This window comes from Neptunicella plasticusilytica (assembly GCF_047922965.1).
Lineage (GTDB): Bacteria > Pseudomonadota > Gammaproteobacteria > Enterobacterales > Alteromonadaceae > Neptunicella > Neptunicella plasticusilytica.
The window spans coordinates 1,111,273-1,135,515 of record NZ_CP150481.1 but is presented as its reverse complement, the minus strand read 5'-3'; the positions used below and the strand labels follow the sequence as shown (position 1 = coordinate 1,135,515).

The 24,243-nt window shown below is 44.9% G+C and carries 26 protein-coding genes; 8 read left to right on the top strand and 18 right to left on the bottom strand.

All coding sequences use genetic code 11. The features are described 5' to 3' along the window. Positions 1 to 69 precede the first annotated feature (69 nt). The 7 genes from V1467_RS04925 to dusA all read right to left on the bottom strand — a co-directional run bounded on the left by V1467_RS04925 (position 70) and on the right by dusA (position 4,113). The gene (locus V1467_RS04925; protein ID WP_416307688.1) at positions 70 to 501 is read right to left on the bottom strand and encodes a copper chaperone PCu(A)C; all 432 of its coding nucleotides are present in this window, start codon (positions 499 to 501) and stop codon (positions 70 to 72) included. Positions 502 to 571: 70 nt separating this feature from the next. Then, entirely contained in the window at positions 572 to 904 is a 333-nt protein-coding gene (locus tag V1467_RS04920) for a hypothetical protein (protein ID WP_416307687.1), read from the bottom strand. An 11-nt stretch (positions 905 to 915) separates the two neighbouring features. Beyond that, entirely contained in the window at positions 916 to 1,119 is a 204-nt protein-coding gene (locus V1467_RS04915; RefSeq protein ID WP_416307686.1) for a PspC domain-containing protein, read from the bottom strand. 73 nt (positions 1,120 to 1,192) lie between these two features. Beyond that, positions 1,193 to 1,852: a phage shock protein PspA gene (pspA, locus tag V1467_RS04910; protein WP_416307685.1), complete on the bottom strand. Its 660-nt coding sequence runs from the start codon at positions 1,850 to 1,852 to the stop codon at positions 1,193 to 1,195. A gap of 426 nt (positions 1,853 to 2,278) precedes the next feature. After that, positions 2,279 to 2,419, bottom strand: a complete 141-nt coding sequence (locus V1467_RS04905; protein ID WP_416307684.1) for a hypothetical protein — start codon at positions 2,417 to 2,419, stop codon at positions 2,279 to 2,281. Between the two features lie 5 nt (positions 2,420 to 2,424). Continuing rightward, the gene (locus V1467_RS04900) at positions 2,425 to 2,700 is read right to left on the bottom strand and encodes a hypothetical protein (protein WP_416307683.1); all 276 of its coding nucleotides are present in this window, start codon (positions 2,698 to 2,700) and stop codon (positions 2,425 to 2,427) included. A gap of 438 nt (positions 2,701 to 3,138) precedes the next feature. Beyond that, the gene (gene dusA / locus V1467_RS04895) at positions 3,139 to 4,113 is read right to left on the bottom strand and encodes a tRNA dihydrouridine(20/20a) synthase DusA (protein WP_416307682.1); all 975 of its coding nucleotides are present in this window, start codon (positions 4,111 to 4,113) and stop codon (positions 3,139 to 3,141) included. Positions 4,114 to 4,299: 186 nt separating this feature from the next. Between dusA and V1467_RS04890 the strand changes: the two genes are divergently transcribed. From V1467_RS04890 to V1467_RS04870, 5 genes are all read left to right on the top strand, one after another. Next, on the top strand, positions 4,300 to 4,878 hold the full coding sequence (locus V1467_RS04890; RefSeq protein WP_416307681.1) for a hypothetical protein: 579 nt from the start codon (positions 4,300 to 4,302) through the stop codon (positions 4,876 to 4,878). A 163-nt stretch (positions 4,879 to 5,041) separates the two neighbouring features. Next, positions 5,042 to 6,334, top strand: a complete 1,293-nt coding sequence (locus tag V1467_RS04885) for a hypothetical protein (protein WP_416307680.1) — start codon at positions 5,042 to 5,044, stop codon at positions 6,332 to 6,334. A 62-nt stretch (positions 6,335 to 6,396) separates the two neighbouring features. After that, a complete protein-coding gene (locus tag V1467_RS04880; protein WP_416307679.1) occupies positions 6,397 to 6,828 on the top strand; it encodes a transcriptional repressor in 432 nt (143 codons plus the stop codon). A gap of 26 nt (positions 6,829 to 6,854) precedes the next feature. Beyond that, positions 6,855 to 7,286, top strand: a complete 432-nt coding sequence (locus V1467_RS04875) for a secondary thiamine-phosphate synthase enzyme YjbQ (RefSeq protein WP_416307678.1) — start codon at positions 6,855 to 6,857, stop codon at positions 7,284 to 7,286. Positions 7,287 to 7,344: 58 nt separating this feature from the next. Next, positions 7,345 to 8,415, top strand: a complete 1,071-nt coding sequence (locus tag V1467_RS04870) for an OmpA family protein (protein ID WP_416307677.1) — start codon at positions 7,345 to 7,347, stop codon at positions 8,413 to 8,415. Positions 8,416 to 8,494: 79 nt separating this feature from the next. Here the strand turns inward: V1467_RS04870 and V1467_RS04865 are convergent, their stop codons facing one another. Together V1467_RS04865 and V1467_RS04860 are read right to left on the bottom strand one after the other, a co-directional pair. Next, positions 8,495 to 9,223, bottom strand: a complete 729-nt coding sequence (locus tag V1467_RS04865; RefSeq protein WP_416308650.1) for a DUF481 domain-containing protein — start codon at positions 9,221 to 9,223, stop codon at positions 8,495 to 8,497. 177 nt (positions 9,224 to 9,400) lie between these two features. Beyond that, positions 9,401 to 10,561 (bottom strand): dipeptidase, encoded by a 1,161-nt coding sequence (locus V1467_RS04860; protein ID WP_416307676.1) that lies wholly within the window; start codon positions 10,559 to 10,561, stop codon positions 9,401 to 9,403. A 326-nt stretch (positions 10,562 to 10,887) separates the two neighbouring features. On the opposite strand from V1467_RS04860, the gene fbaA reads away from it, so the two are divergent. Next, on the top strand, positions 10,888 to 11,964 hold the full coding sequence (fbaA, locus tag V1467_RS04855) for a class II fructose-bisphosphate aldolase (protein ID WP_416307675.1): 1,077 nt from the start codon (positions 10,888 to 10,890) through the stop codon (positions 11,962 to 11,964). 55 nt (positions 11,965 to 12,019) lie between these two features. On the opposite strand, the gene V1467_RS04850 is transcribed toward fbaA, so the two are convergent. The 8 genes from V1467_RS04850 to tkt form a co-directional block, all read right to left on the bottom strand. Beyond that, complete coding sequence (locus V1467_RS04850) at positions 12,020 to 12,166, bottom strand: hypothetical protein (RefSeq protein WP_416307674.1); 147 nt, start codon at positions 12,164 to 12,166, stop codon at positions 12,020 to 12,022. Between the two features lie 504 nt (positions 12,167 to 12,670). Further along, positions 12,671 to 13,063: a hypothetical protein gene (locus V1467_RS04845; RefSeq protein ID WP_416307673.1), complete on the bottom strand. Its 393-nt coding sequence runs from the start codon at positions 13,061 to 13,063 to the stop codon at positions 12,671 to 12,673. A 101-nt stretch (positions 13,064 to 13,164) separates the two neighbouring features. After that, entirely contained in the window at positions 13,165 to 13,632 is a 468-nt protein-coding gene (locus V1467_RS04840; protein ID WP_416307672.1) for a hypothetical protein, read from the bottom strand. 89 nt (positions 13,633 to 13,721) lie between these two features. Next, positions 13,722 to 14,048 carry a hypothetical protein gene (locus V1467_RS04835; protein ID WP_416307671.1) on the bottom strand — a complete coding sequence of 109 codons (327 nt, stop codon included), beginning with the start codon at positions 14,046 to 14,048 and terminating at the stop codon, positions 13,722 to 13,724. Positions 14,049 to 14,152: 104 nt separating this feature from the next. Beyond that, complete coding sequence (locus tag V1467_RS04830) at positions 14,153 to 14,467, bottom strand: CC0125/CC1285 family lipoprotein (RefSeq protein ID WP_416307670.1); 315 nt, start codon at positions 14,465 to 14,467, stop codon at positions 14,153 to 14,155. Positions 14,468 to 15,302: 835 nt separating this feature from the next. Further along, positions 15,303 to 16,463 carry a phosphoglycerate kinase gene (locus V1467_RS04825; protein ID WP_416307669.1) on the bottom strand — a complete coding sequence of 387 codons (1,161 nt, stop codon included), beginning with the start codon at positions 16,461 to 16,463 and terminating at the stop codon, positions 15,303 to 15,305. A gap of 49 nt (positions 16,464 to 16,512) precedes the next feature. Beyond that, positions 16,513 to 17,532, bottom strand: coding sequence for an erythrose-4-phosphate dehydrogenase (epd, locus tag V1467_RS04820; protein ID WP_416307668.1), 1,020 nt, complete (start codon positions 17,530 to 17,532; stop codon positions 16,513 to 16,515). A 141-nt stretch (positions 17,533 to 17,673) separates the two neighbouring features. Continuing rightward, a complete protein-coding gene (gene tkt, locus V1467_RS04815) occupies positions 17,674 to 19,671 on the bottom strand; it encodes a transketolase (RefSeq protein ID WP_416307667.1) in 1,998 nt (665 codons plus the stop codon). Positions 19,672 to 20,010: 339 nt separating this feature from the next. On the opposite strand from tkt, the gene metK reads away from it, so the two are divergent. Further along, positions 20,011 to 21,162 (top strand): methionine adenosyltransferase, encoded by a 1,152-nt coding sequence (gene metK, locus V1467_RS04810; RefSeq protein ID WP_416307666.1) that lies wholly within the window; start codon positions 20,011 to 20,013, stop codon positions 21,160 to 21,162. 30 nt (positions 21,163 to 21,192) lie between these two features. Here metK and V1467_RS04805 read toward each other — a convergent pair whose 3' ends face one another. Next, on the bottom strand, positions 21,193 to 22,791 hold the full coding sequence (locus V1467_RS04805; protein ID WP_416307665.1) for a hypothetical protein: 1,599 nt from the start codon (positions 22,789 to 22,791) through the stop codon (positions 21,193 to 21,195). A 151-nt stretch (positions 22,792 to 22,942) separates the two neighbouring features. On the opposite strand from V1467_RS04805, the gene V1467_RS04800 reads away from it, so the two are divergent. Beyond that, positions 22,943 to 23,761 (top strand): M48 family metallopeptidase, encoded by an 819-nt coding sequence (locus V1467_RS04800; RefSeq protein ID WP_416307664.1) that lies wholly within the window; start codon positions 22,943 to 22,945, stop codon positions 23,759 to 23,761. Positions 23,762 to 24,243: the final 482 nt, after the last annotated feature.

Genomic DNA, 24,243 nt, shown 5'->3' with positions numbered 1-24,243 from the left:
TGGGCCGTTCCTAGAGGCTGTTTCTTTTAGATATTCGCCACTGCTGGTGACGACTAAAAATTAACAATCCTAATGATGGGAATGTGATTCGGGTTTGTTAACCTTAGCCGAAAAGGACAAAGTTTCACCATCTTGCAGACTCAAAGTAAGCTTGACGTCCTGATCCAGCTTTAGCGGCTGTTTAAGATCAAACAGCATCAAATGCAGTCCGCCAGGTTCAAACATAACCGTTTCTCCGGCGGGAATAATAACATTTTCCTGTTGCATCATACGCATCATATCGTTGTGCATCATGTGCGCGTGTAATTCGACTTTACCAGCAACGTCACTTTGTGCCGCCACAATAATGCGATCGGTTTTACCGGTATTTTCTATTTTGAAGTAGGCGGAGGTATTGGGCACTCCCGGTGGCAGAAGGCGAACAACGGCCTGCGAAATATTCAGTTCGGCGGCAGCACCGGTAGTTACAAGACAGACTAACACCAACAGCAATACACGCATTTTCATCTCCAGAGTATGATTTAGCGAAATTATTCAGCAAATCACTGCAGAAACCAAGCCGGATTTGGGGTTAATCTGTAACTTCTTTGCGATCTTTGACCAACCAGATAATGACAATTGCCATTAACACCACCGGCCACAGGCTTGCTGCACCGGCGACAAAAATTGTTCCGACCACAACACAGGCGACAAACAGCAACACTCCCAACATGCTAATAGCCAGGAAAAAACCTAACAGCAGCATAATCACGCCAACCACTGCAAAGGATATCCATCCGGTAATACCGCTCAAGTGTTCGTCCCCGACCGATACCATGACGTGTCCCCAGTCACTGATAACCTCGCCGAAGCACCAGGTCACTATAATCGCCACCAGCACTGCAATAATCAGATTCTTGAACATGACATTATCTCCTAGCGGCTAGGTAATAATATAACGGCTAGCAAGTAAGCAATGGCTGTAGGCACCGGAAACAACAGTAAACTGATTAGTGCTACCGCCCGGATGATCCATACTTCGGTATTCCAGTAGCGAGCTAAACCAGCACAAACACCACTCACTTTTTTGCCAAACTGTACTTTGTACAAACTGTTGGTGTTATCAAAATAATCTTTCATAAGGTACTCCCACATATTAATCTGGCAGCGGCACCAGCAAGATGCCGCCAATTGTAATAGTTAAACAGGATCATTAGGCCACTTTCTTCTTCAGCTCGGCTAACTCTGCTTCTAATTGCTCATCTTGCTGCAATTTGTTGAACTCTTTGACCAGACTGTCCTGACCATCACTGAGTTCGTACGCCTCGACCTGAGCTTCAAGCTGATCAATCCGGCGTTCATAATGCTCAAATCGCTCAATCGAATGGGCCATCTGCTCAGTACTGGTTTGTACTTTGGCTTTCAGACGCACCGACGCGGATTGCTGACGGATTGAGATTGACTGTTGCTTGGCGCGTACTTCAACCATCTTCTCGGCCAATCTGCCACTATCTGCCTGCAATTGACTGATGTTTTCATTCACCGCATCAAGCTGCTTATCCAACTCTGCTAGCTTTTGCAGTACAGCCTGCTTTTCTGCTAATGCTGAGCGGGCCAGATCTTCACGACCTTTAGATAACGCCAGCTCGGCATTTTGCTGCCATTCTGTTTGTTTGGCTTCCAGTCTATTGCGTTGACGTACCAGTACTTTCTTTTCAGCCAGCTGTTTAGCCGCTAGTGAACGTACCTCAACCATGGTTTCTTCCATTTCCTGGACAATAAGGCGGATCACTTTTTGCGGATCTTCGGCTTTATCCAGGATGGCGTTGATATTGGATTGAACGATATCGCTGATTCGGGTAAACATTCCCATTTTATTTCTCCACGCTAATAATAAATAAATTGTAAAATTAAGGTTGTTTCCCAATAGCTATAACAAGTGTTGTGCCAACCTTGGAGAAAACTAATAACACATTGTTTTTAAATGATTATTTTTACTATGAATGAATAATTCAATACTGACAGAATGACATTTGAGGCCGCGTAGTTAGTCAAAAAAGCTAAGTTGTTAGTAAATCTGACCACTTTCTAAATCGGATACACCGATTAATACAACAATGGACTGGAAGCAATATGATCAGGACGGGATCAGAAGACAAAATGGCGTTGGCTCCAGTGTCATATCGACTGAGTTAATAGCGACACAAAAGCAGCAATGAAAATAACGCTAAGCAGATAAAACGAGTTTAAACAGAAAATCTATCTATTAGGGGAAATGAGGATCAAGACAGTCTACAACTTACTGACTGTCTTGGTGCGGGCTGTGAGTGACGCTAACTGAGTCACGTTTGATTTCAATCAAGGTCAGAATAATTGCCCCTGCCAGATAGGCGACGACGGGCACCATCAATATACTGAGTAAATCCAGCTGACTAATCATGCAGCTTACTCTGCATTAATTGCGACAATGACCGGCGCGTCTTCAGTATGTAACACCACATCAAACTCTTCTTTGGGTGCTGGCTGTTCGGCTAAAGATTCAGTTACAACGGTGACACTGTTCTCTAACTGATTCTGTAATTTCTGTTCCACCACTTTTGCCGCCTGCGCCATCAATTCTGACGAGATTTTTTGCACATCAAACTCTTGGGCTTGTGCAGCAGTGCTGGCTAAAAATGACATACCTAAAATAGCAACTGTAGTTTTGACTTTGTTTAACATGATTGGCTCCTAGTGAAGTTAATTATTAAGTCGCAGTCACTATTGCGATAGTTGTGCCAATCAGTTAAAAAAATATAACATATTGATTTTAAATCATTTTTAATGGAACAAGAATCAATCGATAAACATGCACATGGGAACAGAATCAATTATTTAGCCAAATTGACCAATTCGGTTGGTTAATTTGGCTAATATAATCTGAGTTCGGGATAAGCTGAATGTTTATTATAGTTAATTGAATTAATTCAATTATTGAAATTACCACGACACTTCTTATCCCGAACTCAGGTTAATATACATTTTGACTAGCAACTGGAGCCTGTTGCACCAGTGATAAAACGCGCCGGGGCAATCATATAAAGTGACTATGACTCAGATGAAAGATGACAAACTACAACGCCAAAGATAATCGGATAGATAGAAAAAGGAGGAATAGCGTCACGCTGACGCACGTGTATACATAGCATCCAGTGCCCGATTAAACAATTCTGGCGTCGCATTTGCGGCAGTCCCATGTTCGCTTAAACAGCGTCGCCATGCCCGAGCCCCGGGTTGACCCTGAAATAAACCTAACATATGGCGGGCAACATGATAAAACCGGGCACCTTGCAGCATTTGTTGCTCGGTATAATCGATCATATGCTGCACGATTTCTATCCTGTCTTTGCTATTTTCAGGCAGGTCATAGAAACGCTGATCCACCTCAGCCAATATCCAGGGATTACTGTACACTTCACGGCCAATCATTACCCCATCCAGATGATTCAGGTGTAAGGCAGCGTCGTCCAGTGTTTTAACCCCACCATTAATACTGATGTGTAAATGAGGGAACTGCTGCTTGAGATGATAAACCCTGTCGTACATCAAAGGCGGTATATCACGATTTTCTTTAGGGCTGAGTCCCTGTAACCAGGCTTTTCGGGCGTGCACGATAAAAGTATCACAACCGGCATCGGCCACAATTTGAATAAAGCGGGTCAAGTCATCCATTTCACACATATCGTCTATACCGATGCGGGACTTAACCGTAACCGGGATATTGACCGCTTGCTGCATCTGACTAACGCACGCAGCAACAGTTTCAGGCTCCGCCATCAGGCAAGCGCCAAAGCGTCCATTTTGTACTCTGTCTGACGGACAACCGACGTTGATATTAACTTCGTCATAACCATAACCTTCAGCCTGACGCGCACATTCCGCCATTTCCTGCGGATTTGAGCCGCCCAGTTGCAGTGCCACCGGCTGCTCATCCTGATGGAAAGCCAGATAATCCCCTTTGCCATGGATGATCGCGCCCGTAGTCACCATTTCTGTATACAACAACGCCTGACTGGATATTTGCCGCAAAAAATAGCGGCAATGACGGTCCGTCCAATCGAGCATGGGTGCAACAGAAATTTTACGGGGGAGCATAATACCCTGCGAAGTTCGAAAAATAGGGCCGCGCATTTTACCCTGATAGCCATTCCCATGCCATTAAATATTTGCTTGATCCTGTTGAGCTTTACTGTGTTTTTGCTGCGGGGCATTGCTTATTTAAAAAATTGGTCTTCAATTAAATCTGTCTCAAATCGATAAACGACGATAAGGAGAGTTATCGTGTTAACACAACGTCTAATCATTAGCCTAAACGCATGTCTGATATTATCCGCTCCGGCAATGGCACAAGAATCCCCCCAGCAAAGTTGTAGCAATGCGGCTTCCTTGTACGCCAAAAAAGATTTGGAAGGAGCATTAGAAGAAGCCCGCTGGTGCGTAAAATTAATGGAACAGGAGAAGCAGGGGAAAACAGCCACCTTCTTCAAGGACAACATTCTTGGCTACAGCGGCGATGAAATGAATCAACAGCAAGTTATGGGCATGAGTGTTATCGAACGGGATTATCGCAAAAAAGACGCCACCATTAATGTCTCCCTGTCAGCAGGCGCATCGGGAGCCATGGCCAATGCATTCTCGGCGATGGCGCAATTTGGTCTGCAAAGTGGCCAGGGTAAAGCGTTGCGTATTCAGCGCAGGACAGCAACAGACATGAGTGACAACGAACAAGCCGAGTTACAAGTAACGCTGAAAAGTGGTGGCTTTATCACCTTTAAATCCAGTGACATCGATAGTGAAGCACTGATTGCTTTTGCCAACGCATTCCCTGTAGCGGAACTTGATGATTCGCTTGCGCATTAGCGCCTGCTGGATACAAATGGTGATATAAACGGGCACGATGGAAAGTGTTTATATCACTATTTTGTTCTACAACTCAGTTATTTACCGATCTAAAAGCTGGTGTTCTGGCCACCGAATTGGTAACGTTTTAACATCTATTCTTACCTGTTTATGACCATTTCAGATGCAAAAAGCCACTCGTTTCCTGAAAATCACGATTTGGATACTTCTATTTTTACTCGCAGTACTGGCTTGCCTGCTATTTTTGGCGATTGAGAAACAACCACTGGTGGTTGCTCAAAGTCATCAGCAGGTCGAATCTGCAGACAGCTTACCGGCTTTACTCGATCAGCTACAACGTTCTCTCGGACGCTCTCGTCGGCTCCAGTCAATCCAGCTCAAGGCTGACCAGCTAAACAGTCTGGCTGGTTTTGTACAAAGAGCCAAACCTGCGATAAAGGCGCAGGCCAATCTGGATTATCAGCGCAGCTTGCTGGCCATCACCTATCAGTTACCGGATAGCCTGTTTGGTGGTTATATCAACGTCAGTTTATGGATCGTCGAGGCCGACGAATTAAAACTGGAAACATTGAAAATTGGTCAGATAAGCATTCCTGGTGATACCGCCCTTAGCCTGCTGACCTGGGTAATAGATTGGTATACGGACAGTCATATTGCCTCTGAACTTCCCAATCGTATCACTCGCGTAGAAATGGACCCGTTCAAGCTGATGATAAAATTGGCTCCGGTGTATGATTTGTTAACTGAAATGAAATCGTTAAAGCGGGAATTAAATGAAGAAGAGCAGCTTTTTCAGGAGAGTATTGTCCACTATCTGCATTTTTTAACCGGTGTCAAAATTATCGATTTACAGCTGCCCTATATATCGATTAATCAATATATCGTGGCGTTGTTTGACGAAGCACAAAAACGTTCGGTCGATCGTGATCCTAGTGTTGAAAACCGTGCAGCCATTCTGGCAATGGCGATTTTCGACGGCAACCAGAATTTCGCCCGCTTTGCCGGTAACATTGAACCTTCGTTGTTGGATAAAGCTAAATCCCGCCATCAGGTATTCTTGTCCCGTCGTCGCGACTTGTGCCAGCACTTCCTGTATTCGGCGGCGATAGAAATACTGTCCCAACAGGGTATTTCCATTGCGGTAGGGGAATTTAAAGAATTAATGGATCGCAGTACCGAGGGCAGCGGTTTCAGTTTTGCCGATTTATCTGCCGATATGGCCGGAATTAAACTGGCCCAAATGGCAACCGATCCCGAGTTCGCCAGTATTATTCAGCAAAGAATCACCCCACAGACTAAAGAAACTGACTACTTTCCGTTTATTGCGGATTTACCAGAAGGATTGCATAAAGAGCAATTTAACCAGCAAATTGGCGATGTCGACAGTGAACAATATAAACAGAAACGGCAATTGATCGAACAACGGATAAACAGCTTGCCGTTGTTTCAAAATTAACCGCCGGTACTTAAAAAGCCTGTGATAAACTGGCACCTTGAATTTTACAAAAAATGACAACCATGACAACAGAATCACAAGTGCTTAAAGCACGAAGTTATTGCGAAGACAAAGGGGCCCGCTTTACCTTATTACGCGAAAAAATTTATCGCCTATTAATTGACCGGGAAGGCGCAATAGGGGCTTATGAATTACTTGATCAACTAAAAGAAACCGAAAATACCGCCAAGCCCGCCACCGTTTATCGCACACTGGATTTTCTGCTTGAGTTCGGACTGGTGCACCGGATCGAATCAAGTAATGCTTTTGTGGCATGCCATCATTTTGGCTGCAACCACCCGGTTCAGTTTTTGATTTGCGATCAATGCGGTGATGTCAAAGAAATCCAGTCAGCAGGGTTAAAACAAACTTTGGATAAACAAGCCCATGAACATGGTTTTAAGGTGCAGAGCCAGACCATTGAAGCGCATGGATTGTGCAGCAGTTGTCAGTAGAATGACCGGATTGCAATAACAAAACAATGAATACACTCTGGTCACAATATCAAATCAGTCTCAAGCCCCGCTCCCGCGGCTGTCACCTGATTACCGACGAAGTCTTGGCAGCACTTACTGAGCTGAGGCAGTATAAAGTCGGTATAGCCAATCTGTTTCTATGTCATACCAGTGCCAGCCTAACCATTAACGAAAATGCCGATTCAACTGTCAGAAGTGATATGAACGCTTACCTCAATCATCTGGTGCCTGAAGACATTCCCTATTTTCAGCACACTTATGAAGGCCCGGATGATATGCCCGCGCATATTAAGTCGAGCATGTTGGGGGTTAATCTGACTGTGCCGATCCGGCAGGGCCAGTTAGCTTTAGGTACCTGGCAAGGGATTTATTTGTGCGAACATCGTAACAATGGCGGCACTCGCAAGCTCATTGTGACGCTAAATGGCGTCAGTTGATCTCCTCTAAAAAGGCGATATCCTGAAAAAGCGATACAGCTAATAAAAGGAACACGCTATGAGAAATTTTAAGCGCAATAAAATCAGCATTTTGCTCTGTGCTATTGGCACTTTGGGTCTGTCCGGAAACGCGTTGGCAGATGACCAAATTGAGGATGGCTGGGTAGCCGGCTTTATTGAATATTATAATCCTGATTCAGACAAACCCGAGCCCTTTGAATACCTTGACGACGGCCATGGTATCGGTGCCGAACTGGGATTGCGTTTCAGTCCCCGTTGGGCCGGTCGAATAGAATGGTCACATCTGGACATTGACGCCATCGACGGTTTTGACGATGAAACCGGTGATCGTTTAGGTGTTGATGCGCTCTACTTCCTGGATCAAAAATCGGTCTATTTATTTGCCGGGGTCAAGCATGAAAAGCTGGATACCAGCTACCGAATGGCGAATGTAGGTATAGGCAAACATTTCCAGATTAACGACAATTGGCGAGTTATTGCCGAAGCCGCCAGTTACTATGACTTTGGTCAGGATTACAATGACTTTGGTTTGAAACTGGGTATAGCCTACACCTTCAACACAGAGTCCAATCAGCACAAAGCAGCCGCTCCTACTCCACCGCCTCCTGTCACACAACAAGTTGCCGAACCGATCAGCCTGGACACAGACGGAGACGGAATCTTTGATCAGGCTGACAAATGCCCGGGCACGCCTAAAACAGACAAGGTCGATGCTAATGGTTGTAGTATCTTGATGGAAAAATCCTACTCCGTAGTACTCAATATTTTGTTCGCCAACAACAGTAGCGAAATTACCGACCCTGAAAGTCCCGAATTCCAGAAATTTGCTGACTTTATGCAGCGTTATGGCTCGGTATATGCCGAAATCGGCGGCCACACTTCAGCAGTAGGGGAAGCCGATTACAACCAGAAGCTCTCCGAGGAACGAGCTAACAAGGTACGCCAATTACTGATTGATCGTTACGATATTGACGCAAGTCGTCTCACCGCCAAAGGCTATGGCGAAACGGAATTACTGGATGATTCTGGCACAGCCGAGGCTGCCAAAAAGAATCGGCGCATTCATGCCAAAGTTTCGACGACAGTAGAAACCAAGGTTAAACGTTAAAATCCGGCTAACAAAGCCCCAGTCAGCAAAAAGCCAGTCATTTGACTGGCTTTTTTAATTTATTAAGAGCTGCCTTGGATTAAAAGAAGGTATAAACCAGCGTCACTGCAGTTTGAGTATCCAGGTTCTCGTTACCTTCTACCACATCGCTGTTATGGTTGAGCAGTAACGAAACTTTCATCGCTAATGAACCATTAATTTTAGCCGCAACCGATGTTTCAGATTTGGATTTGGTGTTTTCGGAACCGATCTCCGTACTGATTAACTGACGGAACGTCGCTGTCGGAGAGATTTTCCACTGATAATCCATCGCGCCACGAACAATGAAGCTGCTGGCATCTTCACCCTCTTGTGTTTTAGCGAATGAATAACCCGGACCCACACTGTAATTAAAACTGCTGGTATCGTCTTTCCAGACTTGTTGGCCCCAACCCGTTGCTAAAGTGCCTTGATATTGGTAGCCACTAAAACGGTCATCTTCATAGGATGCAAAGGCAAAGATACGATGATTGGGATCGGTTAACTTGTAGTTTCCCTGTCCGGACAAAAACACTTTTTGTGCCGTTGTTTGTGTCTCTTCGCCTTCATCGTTGTCGACTTCATCTTGTTTATACAGCGTTTCAACAACGTAGTCATTACTCCATTGTTCAAGTTCCTGATGCGCACTCAACGTTGCTTTAACCGATGTTGTTTCGGTATTACCGGTGGTTTTAATTAAACCGAATTCACCGTCCATTGTGAAAGGTTTAACATTTTCACCGCTATCCGCTGGATTGCTTGTATTGTCCGCCATATACAGGCGAGACATCAAGTCGATACCGGCCATACTGACCATGGGTACAAAAGCTAAACTACAAATTACAAGTTTTTTAATCATCGGTACAGCCTACTACTTCGAATTAAGATGAGTTGCTCAAAAAATGCGCAGATATTGTAATGGAATAATACTACGACGCCAAACGATTCCTTTAATTTCTGCCAAATTCTATGCCTTAGGCAGCCATTGTTGCAAAAATTTAACAGAATTTTCACCCATGACTTTGCGGATTTGCATTTTAGTAACATTTAATGCCAATAACTCCTGTGTCAGTGTCGCTATTTCACTACTGTCAATCCGTGTTTCTACCGCTCCGTCAAAATCAGATCCCAAAGCGATATGATCTTCGCCGACCAAATCAATCCCGTATTTGATCATTTTGGCAATCCCCTGTGGGCTAATATCACAGGCCGCAGCTTGCCAATACCCCAGTGCGATCAACCCGCCTTTGGCCGCAACTTGCTGCATCAACTGATCCGGCAAATTTCTTGCTGTAGGGCAGACGCCATACAAGCCGGTATGGGATACGACAATAGGACGACGACTGAGTTCCAGTACTTCTTCGACAACTTTTGCTGATGAATGCGCAACGTCGATAATCATCTGCTTGTCATTCAATTTAGCCACCACCTGACGACCAAATTCAGTCAGACCGGACTGGCTCAGGCCATGCAATGAGCCGCCTAATCGGTTATCAAAAAAGTGCTGCAGACCAATCATTCTAAAGCCATGCTGATAAAGCTTGTCCAGATTGGCGATATCACCTTCCAGCGGATGTGCTCCTTCCATCCCTAATAATACACCGATGGGTTTTAGCTGTGCCGTTTTCCGACTAGCCAGTAATTCTTCCAGCTCGGGGACATTTCTTACCCAACGCAACTGGCCGTCGGATTGATTGACCGCGTTATCCAGTTTTTGAGCCTGATATAAACTGCGCTGTAATAGACTGTCCCAAGTACGTATTGGCCATCCCTGAGCAATAACCAGAGACGTAATACGATCGCTGGCGGCACTGTTCTTTTCATAGTTTTGCCCTTTGGGGGATTTGGTGACAGTGGTGAACATTTGCAGGGCGACATTGCCCTGTTGCAATCTGGGAACATCAACATGGCCACGGCTAACATGATCAAGAATATTTCGCTCCCATAACAAAGAATCCGAATGCCAGTCCATAATGGTCAATTGTTGGTGTAGTTCCCTGGCTTGAGGCTGTATAACATAGGCCTCATGAGGTTCAACCCGATTAAAGCGCGGCTCAAGTAATGTCGGTAAATTCAGGTAAAGGATCACGAGTAGTGCCGCTACACCCAAGGCTAACCATTTAATCATTTTGTTTTCCTTGTCGTTGTCACCCTGTCAGGTTACCTAATACCTTGCCAATATGCTCTGCCTAATCGAAAAAACTATCGACTAGCCTAGCCGATCGGCGCGAATGCCATTGCTTATATCTGTTTGATATTTAGTCCGTCCTAGACATTGATAAAGGTGGCGTTTATCCTTCTTAAACATAATATTTACAACTGATTTTAGAGATAAAGTTTAAGTATATATATCCTGCTTAAACTTATATCCACATTAGCATGTGTACTGAATGACATGTGTATGAAAACTCATAATCATAAATAGCTGATACGTTTAATTAAAAGGCCCTATAAATGTCCAAAATATTTGATTTTGTTAAACCCGGAGTGATCACCGGCGATGATGTACAAAAAGTGTTTGCGGTAGCCAAGGAAAATAACTTTGCGTTACCCGCCGTCAATGTTGTCGGTACCGATTCAATCAACGCCGTTTTAGAGGCTGCGGCGAAAGTCAAAGCGCCAGTAATTATCCAGTTTTCTAATGGTGGAGGGGCATTTTACGCTGGTAAAGGCCTTAAACTGGAAGGGCAACAAGCCGCGATTATCGGTAGTGTGTCCGGCGCGCACCATATTCATGCGGTAGCAGAAAGTTATGGCGTACCCGTTATTGTGCATACCGATCATGCCGCGCGTAAGCTACTTCCCTGGATTGACGGATTACTGGACGCCTCGGAAGCCTATTTTGCCGCTACCGGCAAACCCTTGTTCAGTTCCCATATGATTGATTTATCTGAAGAACCTATCGAAGAAAATATTGCTACCTGCAAAGAATATCTTGCCCGGATGGCCAAAATGGGCATGACGTTGGAAATCGAGCTGGGTTGCACCGGCGGTGAAGAAGACGGCGTAGATAACAGCGGTATGGATTCTTCGCTACTTTATACTCAACCATCAGAAGTGGCCTACGCCTATGAAGAACTGATGAAGGTCAGCCCACGCTTCACTATCGCAGCATCATTTGGCAATGTGCACGGAGTGTATAAACCTGGCAATGTTAAACTGACCCCGGCTATTTTACGTGACTCACAGGCCTATGTTTCTGAAAAATTCGGTCTGCCGACCAACAGCCTTAACTTTGTATTTCACGGCGGTTCGGGCTCCACAGAAGCCGAGATCAAAGAGTCTATCAGCTATGGTGTTATCAAGATGAATATCGATACCGATACCCAATGGGCCACCTGGGAAGGCGTCAAGAACTACTACGAAGAGAAAAAAGATTACCTGCAAGGACAAATAGGCAATCCCAGCGGTGATGAAGCGCCGAATAAAAAACACTATGATCCACGTGTATGGCTGCGCGAAGGGCAATCATCAATGGTACGGCGTCTGGAAAAAGCGTTTTCGGACCTGAATGCGGTGAATGTGCTGTAACTTTCGCTAGTACAACCCTTTTTAAAGGCGATACAGTTCATCTGCATCGCCTTTTTTATTGGCTAACCAGCCAATCGTTGTTCTTCGCGTATATTTCTTTTCCATGCATCCAGAGTTTATCAAATGGCTCAGGATGAACGGATTTGGTTTTAACTAGCGACTCTAACTTGCCCTTATGTTTTTCACTTACAAGTATTGGCATACTCTTTACCTGCAACAAAGCAAATCGTACCAAAATATATAATCCCAACACACCAATTCAAGTCAATAGGATCATCAATAGGCGCAAAGAACGAAAAATATATAAATGCCCCTATAAATATTAGTGAAATTAGACCGCAAATAACTGAAATTACTAAGCCAAATAAATAAAAATGCTGAGCAAACAACTTTAGAATGAACAAGGGAAATATACTCAACAAAATCATTACCAATGATATTTCAGCGTAAAAATTTTTCGTGGGCGGCAACAAAAGCATAAGCAGTCCACAAAGCAATGCTCCGCCAAATATCCACGTTGACAATTCAAAAAATGGAGTTGATGAGTCTCCGCCAGTAAATGTTGATTTGTATCGATGTAGGTTCATTTAGTAAAAACAACGCCTTACTAATAAGCGCAAAATGCTTAGCTAAATTTTGCGACGGAAGAGCACAAGCCAAGCATTTTGCATCGTTTAGATTAACTTGTTATAAGGCTTTACACCGATTACGGCATTTCAAGAAACTGCCTTTTTCTAAATATTTTACATAAACGTTCTGAGCAAAATTCAAGTGTGACACTATCAAAAAAATAGGCTGACTCAAACATAACTACCCATTTATCAGAACTATAAAAGTATTCAGAGTTTGTTGATAAATTCCCTCTTTTCGAAGATTTGTTATCAGTACTTACTAGGTTAATAGCCTCAATCCTTTTCTCTGGGGTGTTACGTAGATTGAAAATTACTTCGACTTTATTCATGCCGATTGAGAATCCATAAGCTTTGCCGTCTTTAACAATTTCATGAATTGCACTTAGCCAAAAAAATAAAACAATAATTGTCAGAAACGATACTGCTCCTAATACTGTACTGGAGATTAAGTTAACTTTAGCTTTCATCCATTAAAACCACATGAGTTAGATTAGCCTTATAACGCTTAACATATAGGGATTTTAGGAGCGCTTTTTCAGCGAGTAAAATTCCCACCATGATGTTTTTGTTATGCATACAGGCCCAACACCCCGAAAATACAACCTAGAAAAAAACATGCAAAGGATGAATATACAAATATTCTAGGGATATTATTCTTTACTACCTGAGCATTTACTTCACTATAGAACTCTTCCCACTCTTGGTTTTCTTCGAAGTAATTCTCAGTCGACTTTTTGAACGCCCAGAAAAGCGAACCATACATTTCAGTTACAAATACCCTGAATATACCAATGAGCATTACACCCAAGAAGAACATGGCCAATGCGACCTTGAACTCAATGACATCAGGCTTTGAGGATATGGCGCCTAAATATGCCAAAATAGCTACTGCACTTCCTGCGTTGGCAGAAAACAAAAAAGTTAAAGATTTATCAACAGACTCAGTTGTAACACTTTGCAGCTGGCGCTCCCTATTTTCAATAAAGCGCTCTCTTGCTTTTCGTACATCGTCATCTAAATCTGGATCAAAATGCATCGTACTCCCTCATTGCATAACGCTTTAAACAGCGGAAAACACGAACGGTTTGACGTAGCCAGCGAGTGGTTTTCCGATGGTTTAACTTGTTAACTGTCTTGAATTGCATTAATAAGTATTTCTTTGTTTTTATTGGATATTTCGCCGAATGTAACACCAAACGGAATGATCCAGAAGTATTGCGGTATCAGACGAACCTTAGTGGTAAATCGGTCGTTATCTCTAAACTGTAACTTGAGTTTAAAGAAACCTCCGTTATAGAACACATCATCACCATCGACTTTTAACTCTGCAACTTTTTTATCCAGAATAAAATTGAGTTGCATCCCAATAATTGGCCATATTTTGTAGTAGATATGCCCTTCCTTTTCATACAACTTTGAGTTTGCCATACCGAGTGAAATATTTGTTTCCATAGACAGTTAACGCCAAGCCAAGGGGTAAATGCGAGCGCTTTGCCGAAGGCAGCGAGTATTTGTCCCGCCTGCGAAGCAGGCTTTCTTAGGCGCCTTGTTAGCACTCAACGACATTTAATTTCTGCTTTTAACCAAGGATGTGCAATTGACGTTATACCACCTAAAAAAATGCCGCCGTCGGTAGCGCCATTATCCTGTGTTAAAACGTCATATCCGTTTGGACATACTTCTGTGGCTCTTCTATTCCAGAACTCCTTTAACATTTCCAATGATGTAGTTCCATTTCCGTAGTATTCGACTCGATAGTGATTTTCACCCAACTTCTCATCCTTGTAACCACCCGACCAAGTATGTGCTTGATAGGGTGTAGCACAACCCGATGTCACTAACGCTAAGCCAATTAAACTAAAATATTTCATGATCTATCCTTGAGTGCTAACAATTTAATAGAAGGAATTAACCCCGTATTCGTACCGGATGAAATTCCTTCTTTGCTGATTTATTTTTCCGACAATACGCTGCATATTCAAGTAAATCAATTTGTTAGCTGTGCATTATTGATGAGTCAAAAAACAAACAAGGCTTTTCGCCCGCAAGTTTGTGGATACCCGCCTTCGCGGGTATGACAGGGTTTAATGATGACAAATTTATCCTTCAAATCCGTTCATCCTTCGACTACTTGTTCCTCGAGCCTGTCATGAACTTGTCGAATGGCTCAGGACGAACGGTTTTGGTTTTACCTTCCCCTTTGCAGTAAACAAAAACCTTGTTCAGATTAGCCTACCGGTATTCGAGACAGGGATGTCGAGAAAACAGCGGCTGAAAGGATGTGGATTTGCTGTGATACCGGTAGGCCTGAACAAGTTTTTTGTGTTTTTACTGCAAGGGTGCCGTGGGGTTCTTAGGGGACTCGGCAGCACAGTCCCCTAAGCTGCCGTCGCCAGCGCGACACCCAAACTTAACTTTTATGACCATGCTAACTTGCGTAGCAATAGATCCAATATTCTGGGTTTTGGGTTTTGGGTTTTGGGTTTTGGGTTTTGGGTTTTGGGTTTTGGGTTTTGGGTTTTGGTTTTTGGTTTTTGGTTTTTGGTTTTTGGTTTTTGGTTTTTAAACTTTATGGTTCCCGGCCCAAAACATCACCGGGATGACGTGAATAAAGCTATTGGCGCAGCCAACATACAACAACGCCGCTGGGTAGCGGCGTTAAACTACAATAATTAGCTTGGCTAACTATTTGGTTATTTTGGCAGACTACTTGCCGCGTTTTTCCAGCATGGCTACTGCTGGCAGAACTTTACCTTCAACAAATTCCAAAAAGGCACCACCACCGGTGGAGATATAGGAAATTTTATCGTCCAGGCCATATTTATCGATTGCGGCTAAGGTATCTCCACCACCGGCGATCGAGAAGGCGTCGCTTTCGGCAATAGCGCGCGCGACCACTTCGGTGCCTTTAGAGAAATTATCGAATTCAAATACGCCACAAGGGCCATTCCACAAAATGGTTTTGGCATTTTTTAACACCTCAGCGACTTTTTCGGCGGTTTGGGGGCCGTAATCCATGATTTCTTCATTATCCTGAACCTGATCAACATTTTTTATCGTTGCCGGGGCAGTATCAGAAAACTCTGTACCAACTCGCACATCAATAGCTTCGGGAATATCCAGGCTATCCATTAAACGCTTGGCTTCAGGGATAAGATCTTTCTCGTACAAGGATTGACCCACGTTATAACCGCGAGCGGCAATAAAGGTATTGGAAATACCGCCACCGACAATCAGCTGATCGGCAATTTTAGACAGCGCGTCCAGCACGGTTAACTTGGTAGACACTTTAGAGCCACCCACTACCGCCACTAGCGGACGGGCTGGATTATCCAGCGCTTTGCCCAAGGCTTCCAATTCAGCAGCTAATAATGGGCCAGCACAAGCAACAGGCGCATGCAAACCGACTCCATGAGTGGAAGCCTGAGCACGATGGGCCGTGCCAAACGCATCCATCACATACACATCACACAAAGCGGCATACTGTTTGGATAAGGTTTCATCATCGGCTTTTTCACCGCGATTAAAACGGACATTTTCCAGAATCACCAATTCACCGGCATTCACTTCCAGACCATTTAAATAGTCGCTGGCCAGACGTACCGGAAAATCCACACTGGCAGCAATGTGATCAACCACCGGTTGCATCGAGAATTCCTGCTCAAACTGACCTTCCGTAGGGCGGCCTAAATGTGACATCACCATCACTTTAGCACCGGCATCAATGGCCGCTTTAATAGTGGGTAAAGAGGCACGAATACGCGCATCGGAAGTCACTTTACCTTTTAATACCGGCACATTCAGATCCTGGCGGATCAGTACTCGCTTGCCGGCTAAGTCTACTTCAGACATTTTGATTACAGACATGATTATTCCTTAATTTTATGGTTTTCAATTTGTGTTTAATTGTTTGCTTTTAATGAGTTGTGTCGATCTTATACATTGCCATCGCGGTATCCAGCATACGATTGGCAAAACCCCATTCGTTATCACACCACACCAGCGTTTTAACCAGTTGCTTGTGGCTGACCCGGGTTTGGCTGCCATCCACAATACAAGAATGCGGATCGTGATTAAAATCGCAGGATACTAACGGCTCTTCGGTATAACCTAACAAGTCCTGCAAACGTCCCTTACTGGCCTGCATCAGAGCCAGGTTAACCTCTTTAATGCTTACCTCGGTATTTAACGTCACGCTCAAGTCCATCGCAGTCACATTAATGGTAGGCACCCGTACCGCAATTGCTTCAAATTTTCCGGCAAATTTAGGCAAGATACGTTCAATCCCCAATGCCAGTTTAGTATCTACCGGAATAATGGATTGGCTCGCCGCACGAGTACGACGCAAATCGTCGTGATAGGCATCAATCACCTGTTGATCATGCATGGAGGCGTGAATAGTGGTAATGGTGCCACTGTTAACCCCAAAGGCGTTATCCAGAGTCTGGATAACCGGCACGATACAGTTGGTGGTGCAGGAGCCGTTGGAAACAATTTTGTCATCCTGGCTGAGCGTATCGTCATTAATGCCATAGATAATGGTGGCATCCATATCAGGAGTGCCAGGTTGAGCAAACAAAACCTTACCCGCGCCCTGATCAAGATGGGTCTGACCGGCAGCACGGTCGGCGTGTACACCGGTGCATTCAAGTACAATATCAATCCCTAATGATCGCCAGTCCAGTTCAGCGATATCGGCGTGATGCAATAATTGGATTGGATTACCGGCCACAATCAGCTTGCCATTATCCAGACTAACCGGAAAACTGAAACGGCCATGAGAGGTGTCATATTTCAACAGATGGGCAATACCTTGCGGCGCCGCCAACTCGTTAATTGCAACTACCTGTATATGTTGATAACGACCTGATTCATACAGCGCCCGCAACACATTACGTCCGATACGTCCAAAACCATTGATAGCAATTCGAAGCATTTTTTACTCATTATCCTGCATCGCAACCAGAGAGTGTCTGGTCTTGAGTTCAAGTTCTACACCAAAAAATAGGGCGCTATAAAGCGCCCTATTGTATCGGTTGTCACCGCTATCCGGTAGCGATTAACTCAGTTTAAACCTTTAGCCCAGCAATTCAGTCGCCGACTTGGCGACAGCTTCAGCCGTAAAGCCGAAGTGCTTCATTAATGCTCCGCCTGGCGCCGACTCACCAAAGGTGGTCATTCCCACAACAGCACCGTCAAAACCGACATACTTGCACCAGTAATCCACATGCGCCGCTTCGACAGCTACACGTTTGGTTACCGCTTTAGGCAATACGGCTTCGCGATAATCGGCATCCTGTTGATCAAACACGCTGGTACTTGGCATGGATACGACACGTACTGCTTTACCTTGATCTGCTAGCAACTCTGCCGCTTCTACCGTTATACCCACTTCCGAACCGGTCGCGATTAAAATAACCTCCGGTGTGCCTTTACAATCTTTAAGCACGTATCCGCCACGGGCGATATTGGCCAATTGCTCGGCATCACGCGCTTGTGCCGGTAAGCCCTGACGACTGAATACCAACGCCGTTGGACCGTCTGTACGTTTTAATGCGGATTTCCACGCCACGGCTGTTTCGGCACCATCACAAGGGCGCCACGTATCCAGATTCGGCGTCATGCGCAGATTGGCTAATTGTTCAATAGGTTGGTGGGTGGGGCCATCTTCGCCCTGACCAATTGAGTCATGGGTATAAACCTGAATATTCGGAATGCCCATCAAGGCAGACATACGCAGTGCATTACGGGCATATTCCATAAACATCAGGAAAGTCGCGCCGTAAGGACGGAAACCACCATGCAGGCCAATACCGTTCATAATGCCGGTCATACCAAATTCGCGTACCCCGTAATAAATATAATTGCCGCTGGCGTCATCCGCTGTCAGACCTTTGGAGCCAGACCATAAGGTCAAGTTTGAACCGGCCAAATCGGCAGAGCCACCTAATATTTCTGGCAAGAAACTGGCAAAATTTTCAATGCTATTTTGAGAAGCCTTACGACTGGCAATATTTTCGGCTTTATCCTGGCATTGCTGAATAAACGCGTCGGCCTTGCTATCAAAATCAGCGGGTAACTCTCCCTTGATACGACGCTCAAACTCGGCCGCTAGCTCAGGGTAGGCTTGTTGATAGGAAGCAAATTTCTTATTCCAGCTTTGTTCCTGTTCCTCACCGGCCTGTTTTGCATCCCAACCGGCATAAATATCGTCAGGAATTTCAAACGGTGCATGTGACCAACCCAGTTCTTTGCGCGTGGCGGCCACTTCGTCTTCACCCAGTGCAGCTCCATGACTGTCGTGACTACCGGATTTATTCGGTGAACCGAAGCCGATAACGGTTTTGCAACAAATCAACGTCGGTTTTCCGGTTTCTTGGCGGGCCGCTTCGATTGCGTTCTTAACGGCTTCCGGGTCGTGCCCGTCGACATCAGCAATAACATGCCAGCCATAAGCTTCAAAGCGTGCGGGAGTATTGTCGGTAAACCAGCCTTCTACTTCACCATCAATAGAAATACCATTGTCATCCCAGAACGCGATTAACTTACCTAACCCCAGTGTACCGGCCAAAGAACTGACTTCGTGAGAAATCCCTTCCATTAAACAGCCGTCACCCAGGAAGCAATAGGTAAAGTGATCGACGATATCGTGACCAGGCTGGTTAAATTGTGCGGCTAACGCTTTTTCGGCAATCGCCATTCCTACCGCATTGCTAAGCCCCTGTCCCAACGGACCGGTGGTTGTTTCCACACCTTGGGTATAACCGTATTCTGGGTGGCCGGGAGTTTGCGAATGCAACTGACGAAACTGGCTTAGCTCTTCTATTGGCAAGTCATAGCCGGTTAAATGTAACAATGAATAGATTAGCATTGAGCCATGCCCATTCGACAATACAAAGCGATCCCGGTTTGCCCACTTGGGATTGCGCGGATTGTGCTGCATAAAGTCCGTCCACAACACTTGCGCAATATCCGCCATTCCCATTGGTGCTCCCGGGTGACCCGAATTGGCTTTTTGTACCGCGTCCATACTCAATGCGCGGATCGCATTGGCTAGTTCTCGACGTGAGGGCATAGCATCTCCTGTAATTTTCTCGTTAGCCACTTAGCGGCCCTGTCATAATTGGGCTGCCATTCTGGCTCAGCTATCAAGTAACTGCAACGGCTAGTGAAATAACATAAGAATATATAAAAAAATATTTACAACTAGTGGCTGCTGATCTTTGGTGTATGAATTATGTGCAAAGCAAAGTTAGTGGCAAATATCGAATATTCAAGTTATTTCAAATTGGAACGATAACTTAACAAATGGACATTTAGACGTCTAGATGTAAATGCTGGTAATTTGATTTCTAGACGCTAGAATACGCCCTGATTATGTCCCATAGACAAAAATGTATTTAAGGAGCCCAGTATGGCGAAACAACTATTCACTTCCGAATCTGTATCCGAAGGCCATCCTGATAAAATCGCCGATCAGATCTCTGACGCCGTACTAGATGCCATTCTGGAACAGGATCCCAAGGCTCGTGTAGCCTGTGAGTCTTTTGTAAAAACCGGTATGGTGCTAGTTGGTGGTGAAATTAATACCACTGCCTGGGTAGATATTGAAGAATTAACCCGCAACACCGTGCGCGAAATAGGTTATACCCACTCCGATATGGGCTTTGATGCCGATTCCTGTGCGGTACTTAATGCCATAGGTAAACAATCTCCGGATATTAATCAGGGTGTCGATCGTTCACGTCCTGAAGATCAGGGCGCCGGTGATCAGGGTTTAATGTTTGGTTATGCCAGTAATGAAACTGACGTATTAATGCCCGCTCCTATTACCTATTCCCATTTATTGGTTAAACGCCAGGCCGAAGTTCGAAAAAACGGTACCTTGCCCTGGTTACGCCCTGATGCTAAAAGTCAGGTCACCTTTGCCTATGAAAACAATAAACCTGTCAGTATCGATGCTGTCGTCCTGTCGACCCAACATAGCGAATCTATCAGCACCAAAGATTTGCGCGAAGCGGTAATGGAAGAAATCATCAAACCGGTGCTACCGGCAGAATGGTTAACGCGCGATACCCAGTTTTTTATCAATCCCACCGGCCGTTTTGTGATTGGTGGCCCTATGGGAGATTGTGGTTTAACCGGGCGTAAAATTATTGTCGATACCTACGGTGGAATGGCTCGCCACGGTGGTGGTGCGTTCTCGGGCAAAGATCCCTCCAAAGTGGATCGCTCTGCCGCCTATGCTGGTCGCTATGTAGCTAAAAATATAGTGGCAGCCGGATTAGCCGAACGTTGTGAAATTCAGGTGTCCTATGCCATTGGTGTAGCAGAGCCCACTTCAATCAGTGTAGATACCTTCGGCACCGGCAAGGTGGATAATAAAACCCTGGTTGCACTGGTACGCGAGCATTTTGATTTACGTCCATTTGGTTTGCTTAAAATGCTGGAGCTGGAGCGCCCAATTTATAAGGCAACCGCGGCTTACGGTCATTTTGGACGTAATGAATTCCCCTGGGAAGCCACCGATAAAGCCGACACACTGCGCACAGACGCAGGAGTTTAACAAATTGAACAGAACCGTCTCTTGCTAGTGTCAGGAGGCGGGTTCAATCTCTGATATTTTATCCAACTGTTGACCTTGGCTATCACTCAGGCGGGATGATTCCAGCGCCGCCTGAACAGTGTCTTGATGCAACTCGGAATATTGAACAAGAGACAAACGTTTCATCAGCTCCAGTAACAATAAATTACAGCGCACATTCGACGGTTCAAGCTGTCTGGCGGAATACAGACGTTTCAAAGCACGATAGTTGACCCCCTGTTTTTTTAATTCGGCACCAATATTTATCGCCGTTAGCGTAGTATTTTCAGCGTCAACGACCAGATCAAACAATATCTGCCAAACCACTTCATAAAAAACCAGTTCGGCACAGGGTTCCATTGGACTCAAAGCCGCATCCACTTTAACCAGCAAATCAAGGGCCTGTTGATACTGCTTTAAACCAACAGCACTGGCGGCCAATAGCAGCCATTTGAGCGCGTTAAACGGCTCTGTTTTTGCCACTAGACTTTGCAGTTCCTGATGCAACTGTTTAGACGACTGTTGTTCCAGTAATATATGCGCCAGCAAATGTAGATAGGGGGTCAATGTGCCGAGTTGATCCGGGCTATTTTGCAGCGTATTAAAACCAATAAATTCGGCCAATGCGAAACGTTCAATCGCTTGAGTTCTGGACGCTTTTCGCCCTTTCATCAAGCTCAGTACCAACAACATAAATCCGCTAAACTGCAAGAGATGATGAGCCGGTTCCAGCTCTTGTCCATCGGAGCGCTGCTGTTGCAAATAATCCATCGCCTGATCAAAACCTTCAATCATCAATTCCAGTAATACCAAGGTTTGACTGAGACTGGCAGATTTAGCCCATTCAGGCATTTGTTGGCAGCAGTTTTTGGCACCCCGATAGTTCTTTTGCTGAACACACATCATGGCCTTGTAATACAATATTTTAGGTTCCAGTCCGGGTGTTGAATCCGCATGTTGCATACATTGACTAAAAAGCAGCTTATCTCCCATCAAAAAGCTCATCAGTAATTTGGCGCTATGACGCAATTTGGGGTCCCGAATTTTTTCGGCCTGCTTAAAGGCAAAATGGCTATGACCATTTAAGAACAAGGTACGAATAACGATGATTTCAAGGCTCGATTGAATCTCGACAGGTAACTGGCGCGTTCTGGCCTGTTTTAAACTTTCCAGTACCTGACGTTGCTGTGCTGACTCCACGATGTTAATTAACGACCTTAGCTCAGTGATCCCTTTACTGGCAAAAACCAGCGACGGCATCAGGTTGCTGGTAGTCAACTCGGATGTAATTGTCTGGCTATCAATATGCCTGAACGGCAACATGCCCTGCTCTTTCAGACTGTCATCGCATACCAGAACAAAGGTACACCATGCTGGAACCAGACGAGCATAGGTAAGATAGCGAACAAGTTCGGCTCGGGTTTGCCAGTTGGAGAGCTGCCTATCCAGCACAATCACATCGTATTCGGTTTTGCCTGGCTCGAATAACGGTGACACTTGGTCCGTGTCGGTCACTTTAGTCACGCCATAGGCATAAAGTTGTCGGGCGATTTGCTGGCGACGGGATAAGGACTCGGAAATAATGATGATGTTGAGACTAGTTAATTGCATTTAAAATCGACGACCAACGTCATTAATCTCATTGGCTGTTTTTTTCCTTCCATACACATTACTTTATACATAGCTTAGAATAAAAAATATCGCTTCACACGATTTTCCAGTGGCGGTAATGCATTGCATACGACACAATAATGACAGGCTTATGAAAATGAAATATTTTATGAAAAACAAAACTTTACTACTTATATTCAGCAGTTTTCTGATCCTTTGTGCCTGCACCACATCGCCCACCGGCCGCAGGCAATTGAAGCTGTATCCCGCCGACCAAATGAACGAAATGGGAATTCAGGCATTTGACAGCATGAAGGACGAGCAAAAAGTCTCCACCGCTAAAGTAGAAAATAAATTTGTCCAATGCGTGGCCGGACTGGTTGCCCAGCAGGTGCCCGACTCCGTATACAGCGGTAAGTGGGAAGTGGTGGTTTTTGATGATGAACAAGTCAATGCCTTTGCCCTGCCCGGGGGCAAAATAGGCGTATACACCGGCTTGCTTAATGTTACCGAAAATCAGCATCAGCTGGCAGCAGTTATCGGCCATGAGGTCGGCCATGTCATCGCCGGACACAGTAACGAAAGAATGTCCAATAGCACCTTGATTGGCATCGGTATGGAAGCAACCGACCAATTGTTAAAAGCGAATAAAGTCGCCTACAACGCGGGCATAATGGCGGCTTTAGGCTTTGGTACACAAGTTGGCATACAATTACCTTTTAGTCGTACCCATGAATCAGAAGCGGATATAATCGGACTGGATCTGATGGCCAAAGCCGGTTTTGATCCCGAACAATCGGTTAATTTGTGGCAAAATATGGAAAAAGCCAGCTATGGACAACGCCAACCTGAATTGTTGTCCACGCACCCGTCTCCACAGAGTCGAATCAAAGATCTACAACAACATATGTCACAGGCCAAAGCGTTGCAGAGCAGTTCACAACAACATCCTAATTGCACTAAGGGATAGATAAAATAAGCTAGGGCAAAAAGCTATATTGACCACAGAGACGCAGGGTTCACAGAGAAAGAAAGTAAATTAAGCTTCGAGCGACGAGCTAAAAACAAAACCTAATTATCGTCATCCCTCGTTGTTTCAACCCTGTCATCCCTGCGATATAAAACGCCGTCATTCCGGTAGTGTTTTTAGCCGGAATTCATAATGAAGTTATCAACCATATCAACACCGGCCCCCGGCTAAAAACACTACCGGGGTGACGAAAACAACAGGAATGACGAAGCCTGTAGGAAGACAACATTTTAGATAAGTACGAACGGATTTGGTTTTACTTTCCCTTTGCAGTAAACAAAAAACTTGTTCAGATTAGCGTACCGATATTCGAGACAAGGATGTCGAGAAAGCGTTAACTGAAGGGATGTGGATTTAGCGCGTTATCGGTGCCTGAACAAGTTTTTTGTGTTGTTACTGCAAGGGTGACGCGGGATTCCAAA

Bases quoted from the DNA above. Each gene is read 5' to 3' on its own strand.
- V1467_RS04915 (WP_416307686.1), bottom strand. From the start codon at position 1,119: ATGAAAGATTATTTTGATAACACCAACAGTTTGTACAAAGTACAGTTT.
- metK (WP_416307666.1), top strand. From the start codon at position 20,011: ATGGCGAAACAACTATTCACTTCCGAATCTGTATCCGAAGGCCATCCT.
- epd (WP_416307668.1), bottom strand. From the start codon at position 17,532: ATGCTTCGAATTGCTATCAATGGTTTTGGACGTATCGGACGTAATGTG.
- V1467_RS04800 (WP_416307664.1), top strand. From the start codon at position 22,943: ATGAAAATGAAATATTTTATGAAAAACAAAACTTTACTACTTATATTC.
- pspA (WP_416307685.1), bottom strand. From the start codon at position 1,852: ATGGGAATGTTTACCCGAATCAGCGATATCGTTCAATCCAATATCAAC.
- V1467_RS04845 (WP_416307673.1), bottom strand. From the start codon at position 13,063: ATGAAAGCTAAAGTTAACTTAATCTCCAGTACAGTATTAGGAGCAGTA.
- dusA (WP_416307682.1), bottom strand. From the start codon at position 4,113: ATGCTCCCCCGTAAAATTTCTGTTGCACCCATGCTCGATTGGACGGAC.
- V1467_RS04920 (WP_416307687.1), bottom strand. From the start codon at position 904: ATGTTCAAGAATCTGATTATTGCAGTGCTGGTGGCGATTATAGTGACC.
- V1467_RS04850 (WP_416307674.1), bottom strand. From the start codon at position 12,166: ATGCCAATACTTGTAAGTGAAAAACATAAGGGCAAGTTAGAGTCGCTA.
- tkt (WP_416307667.1), bottom strand. From the start codon at position 19,671: ATGCCCTCACGTCGAGAACTAGCCAATGCGATCCGCGCATTGAGTATG.
- V1467_RS04865 (WP_416308650.1), bottom strand. From the start codon at position 9,223: ATGTCTCGCCTGTATATGGCGGACAATACAAGCAATCCAGCGGATAGC.
- V1467_RS04875 (WP_416307678.1), top strand. From the start codon at position 6,855: ATGAATACACTCTGGTCACAATATCAAATCAGTCTCAAGCCCCGCTCC.
- V1467_RS04805 (WP_416307665.1), bottom strand. From the start codon at position 22,791: ATGCAATTAACTAGTCTCAACATCATCATTATTTCCGAGTCCTTATCC.
- V1467_RS04840 (WP_416307672.1), bottom strand. From the start codon at position 13,632: ATGCATTTTGATCCAGATTTAGATGACGATGTACGAAAAGCAAGAGAG.
- V1467_RS04880 (WP_416307679.1), top strand. From the start codon at position 6,397: ATGACAACAGAATCACAAGTGCTTAAAGCACGAAGTTATTGCGAAGAC.
- V1467_RS04870 (WP_416307677.1), top strand. From the start codon at position 7,345: ATGAGAAATTTTAAGCGCAATAAAATCAGCATTTTGCTCTGTGCTATT.
- V1467_RS04900 (WP_416307683.1), bottom strand. From the start codon at position 2,700: ATGTTAAACAAAGTCAAAACTACAGTTGCTATTTTAGGTATGTCATTT.
- fbaA (WP_416307675.1), top strand. From the start codon at position 10,888: ATGTCCAAAATATTTGATTTTGTTAAACCCGGAGTGATCACCGGCGAT.
- V1467_RS04830 (WP_416307670.1), bottom strand. From the start codon at position 14,467: ATGAAATATTTTAGTTTAATTGGCTTAGCGTTAGTGACATCGGGTTGT.
- V1467_RS04835 (WP_416307671.1), bottom strand. From the start codon at position 14,048: ATGGAAACAAATATTTCACTCGGTATGGCAAACTCAAAGTTGTATGAA.
- V1467_RS04885 (WP_416307680.1), top strand. From the start codon at position 5,042: ATGCAAAAAGCCACTCGTTTCCTGAAAATCACGATTTGGATACTTCTA.
- V1467_RS04905 (WP_416307684.1), bottom strand. From the start codon at position 2,419: ATGATTAGTCAGCTGGATTTACTCAGTATATTGATGGTGCCCGTCGTC.
- V1467_RS04825 (WP_416307669.1), bottom strand. From the start codon at position 16,463: ATGTCTGTAATCAAAATGTCTGAAGTAGACTTAGCCGGCAAGCGAGTA.
- V1467_RS04925 (WP_416307688.1), bottom strand. From the start codon at position 501: ATGCGTGTATTGCTGTTGGTGTTAGTCTGTCTTGTAACTACCGGTGCT.
- V1467_RS04860 (WP_416307676.1), bottom strand. From the start codon at position 10,561: ATGATTAAATGGTTAGCCTTGGGTGTAGCGGCACTACTCGTGATCCTT.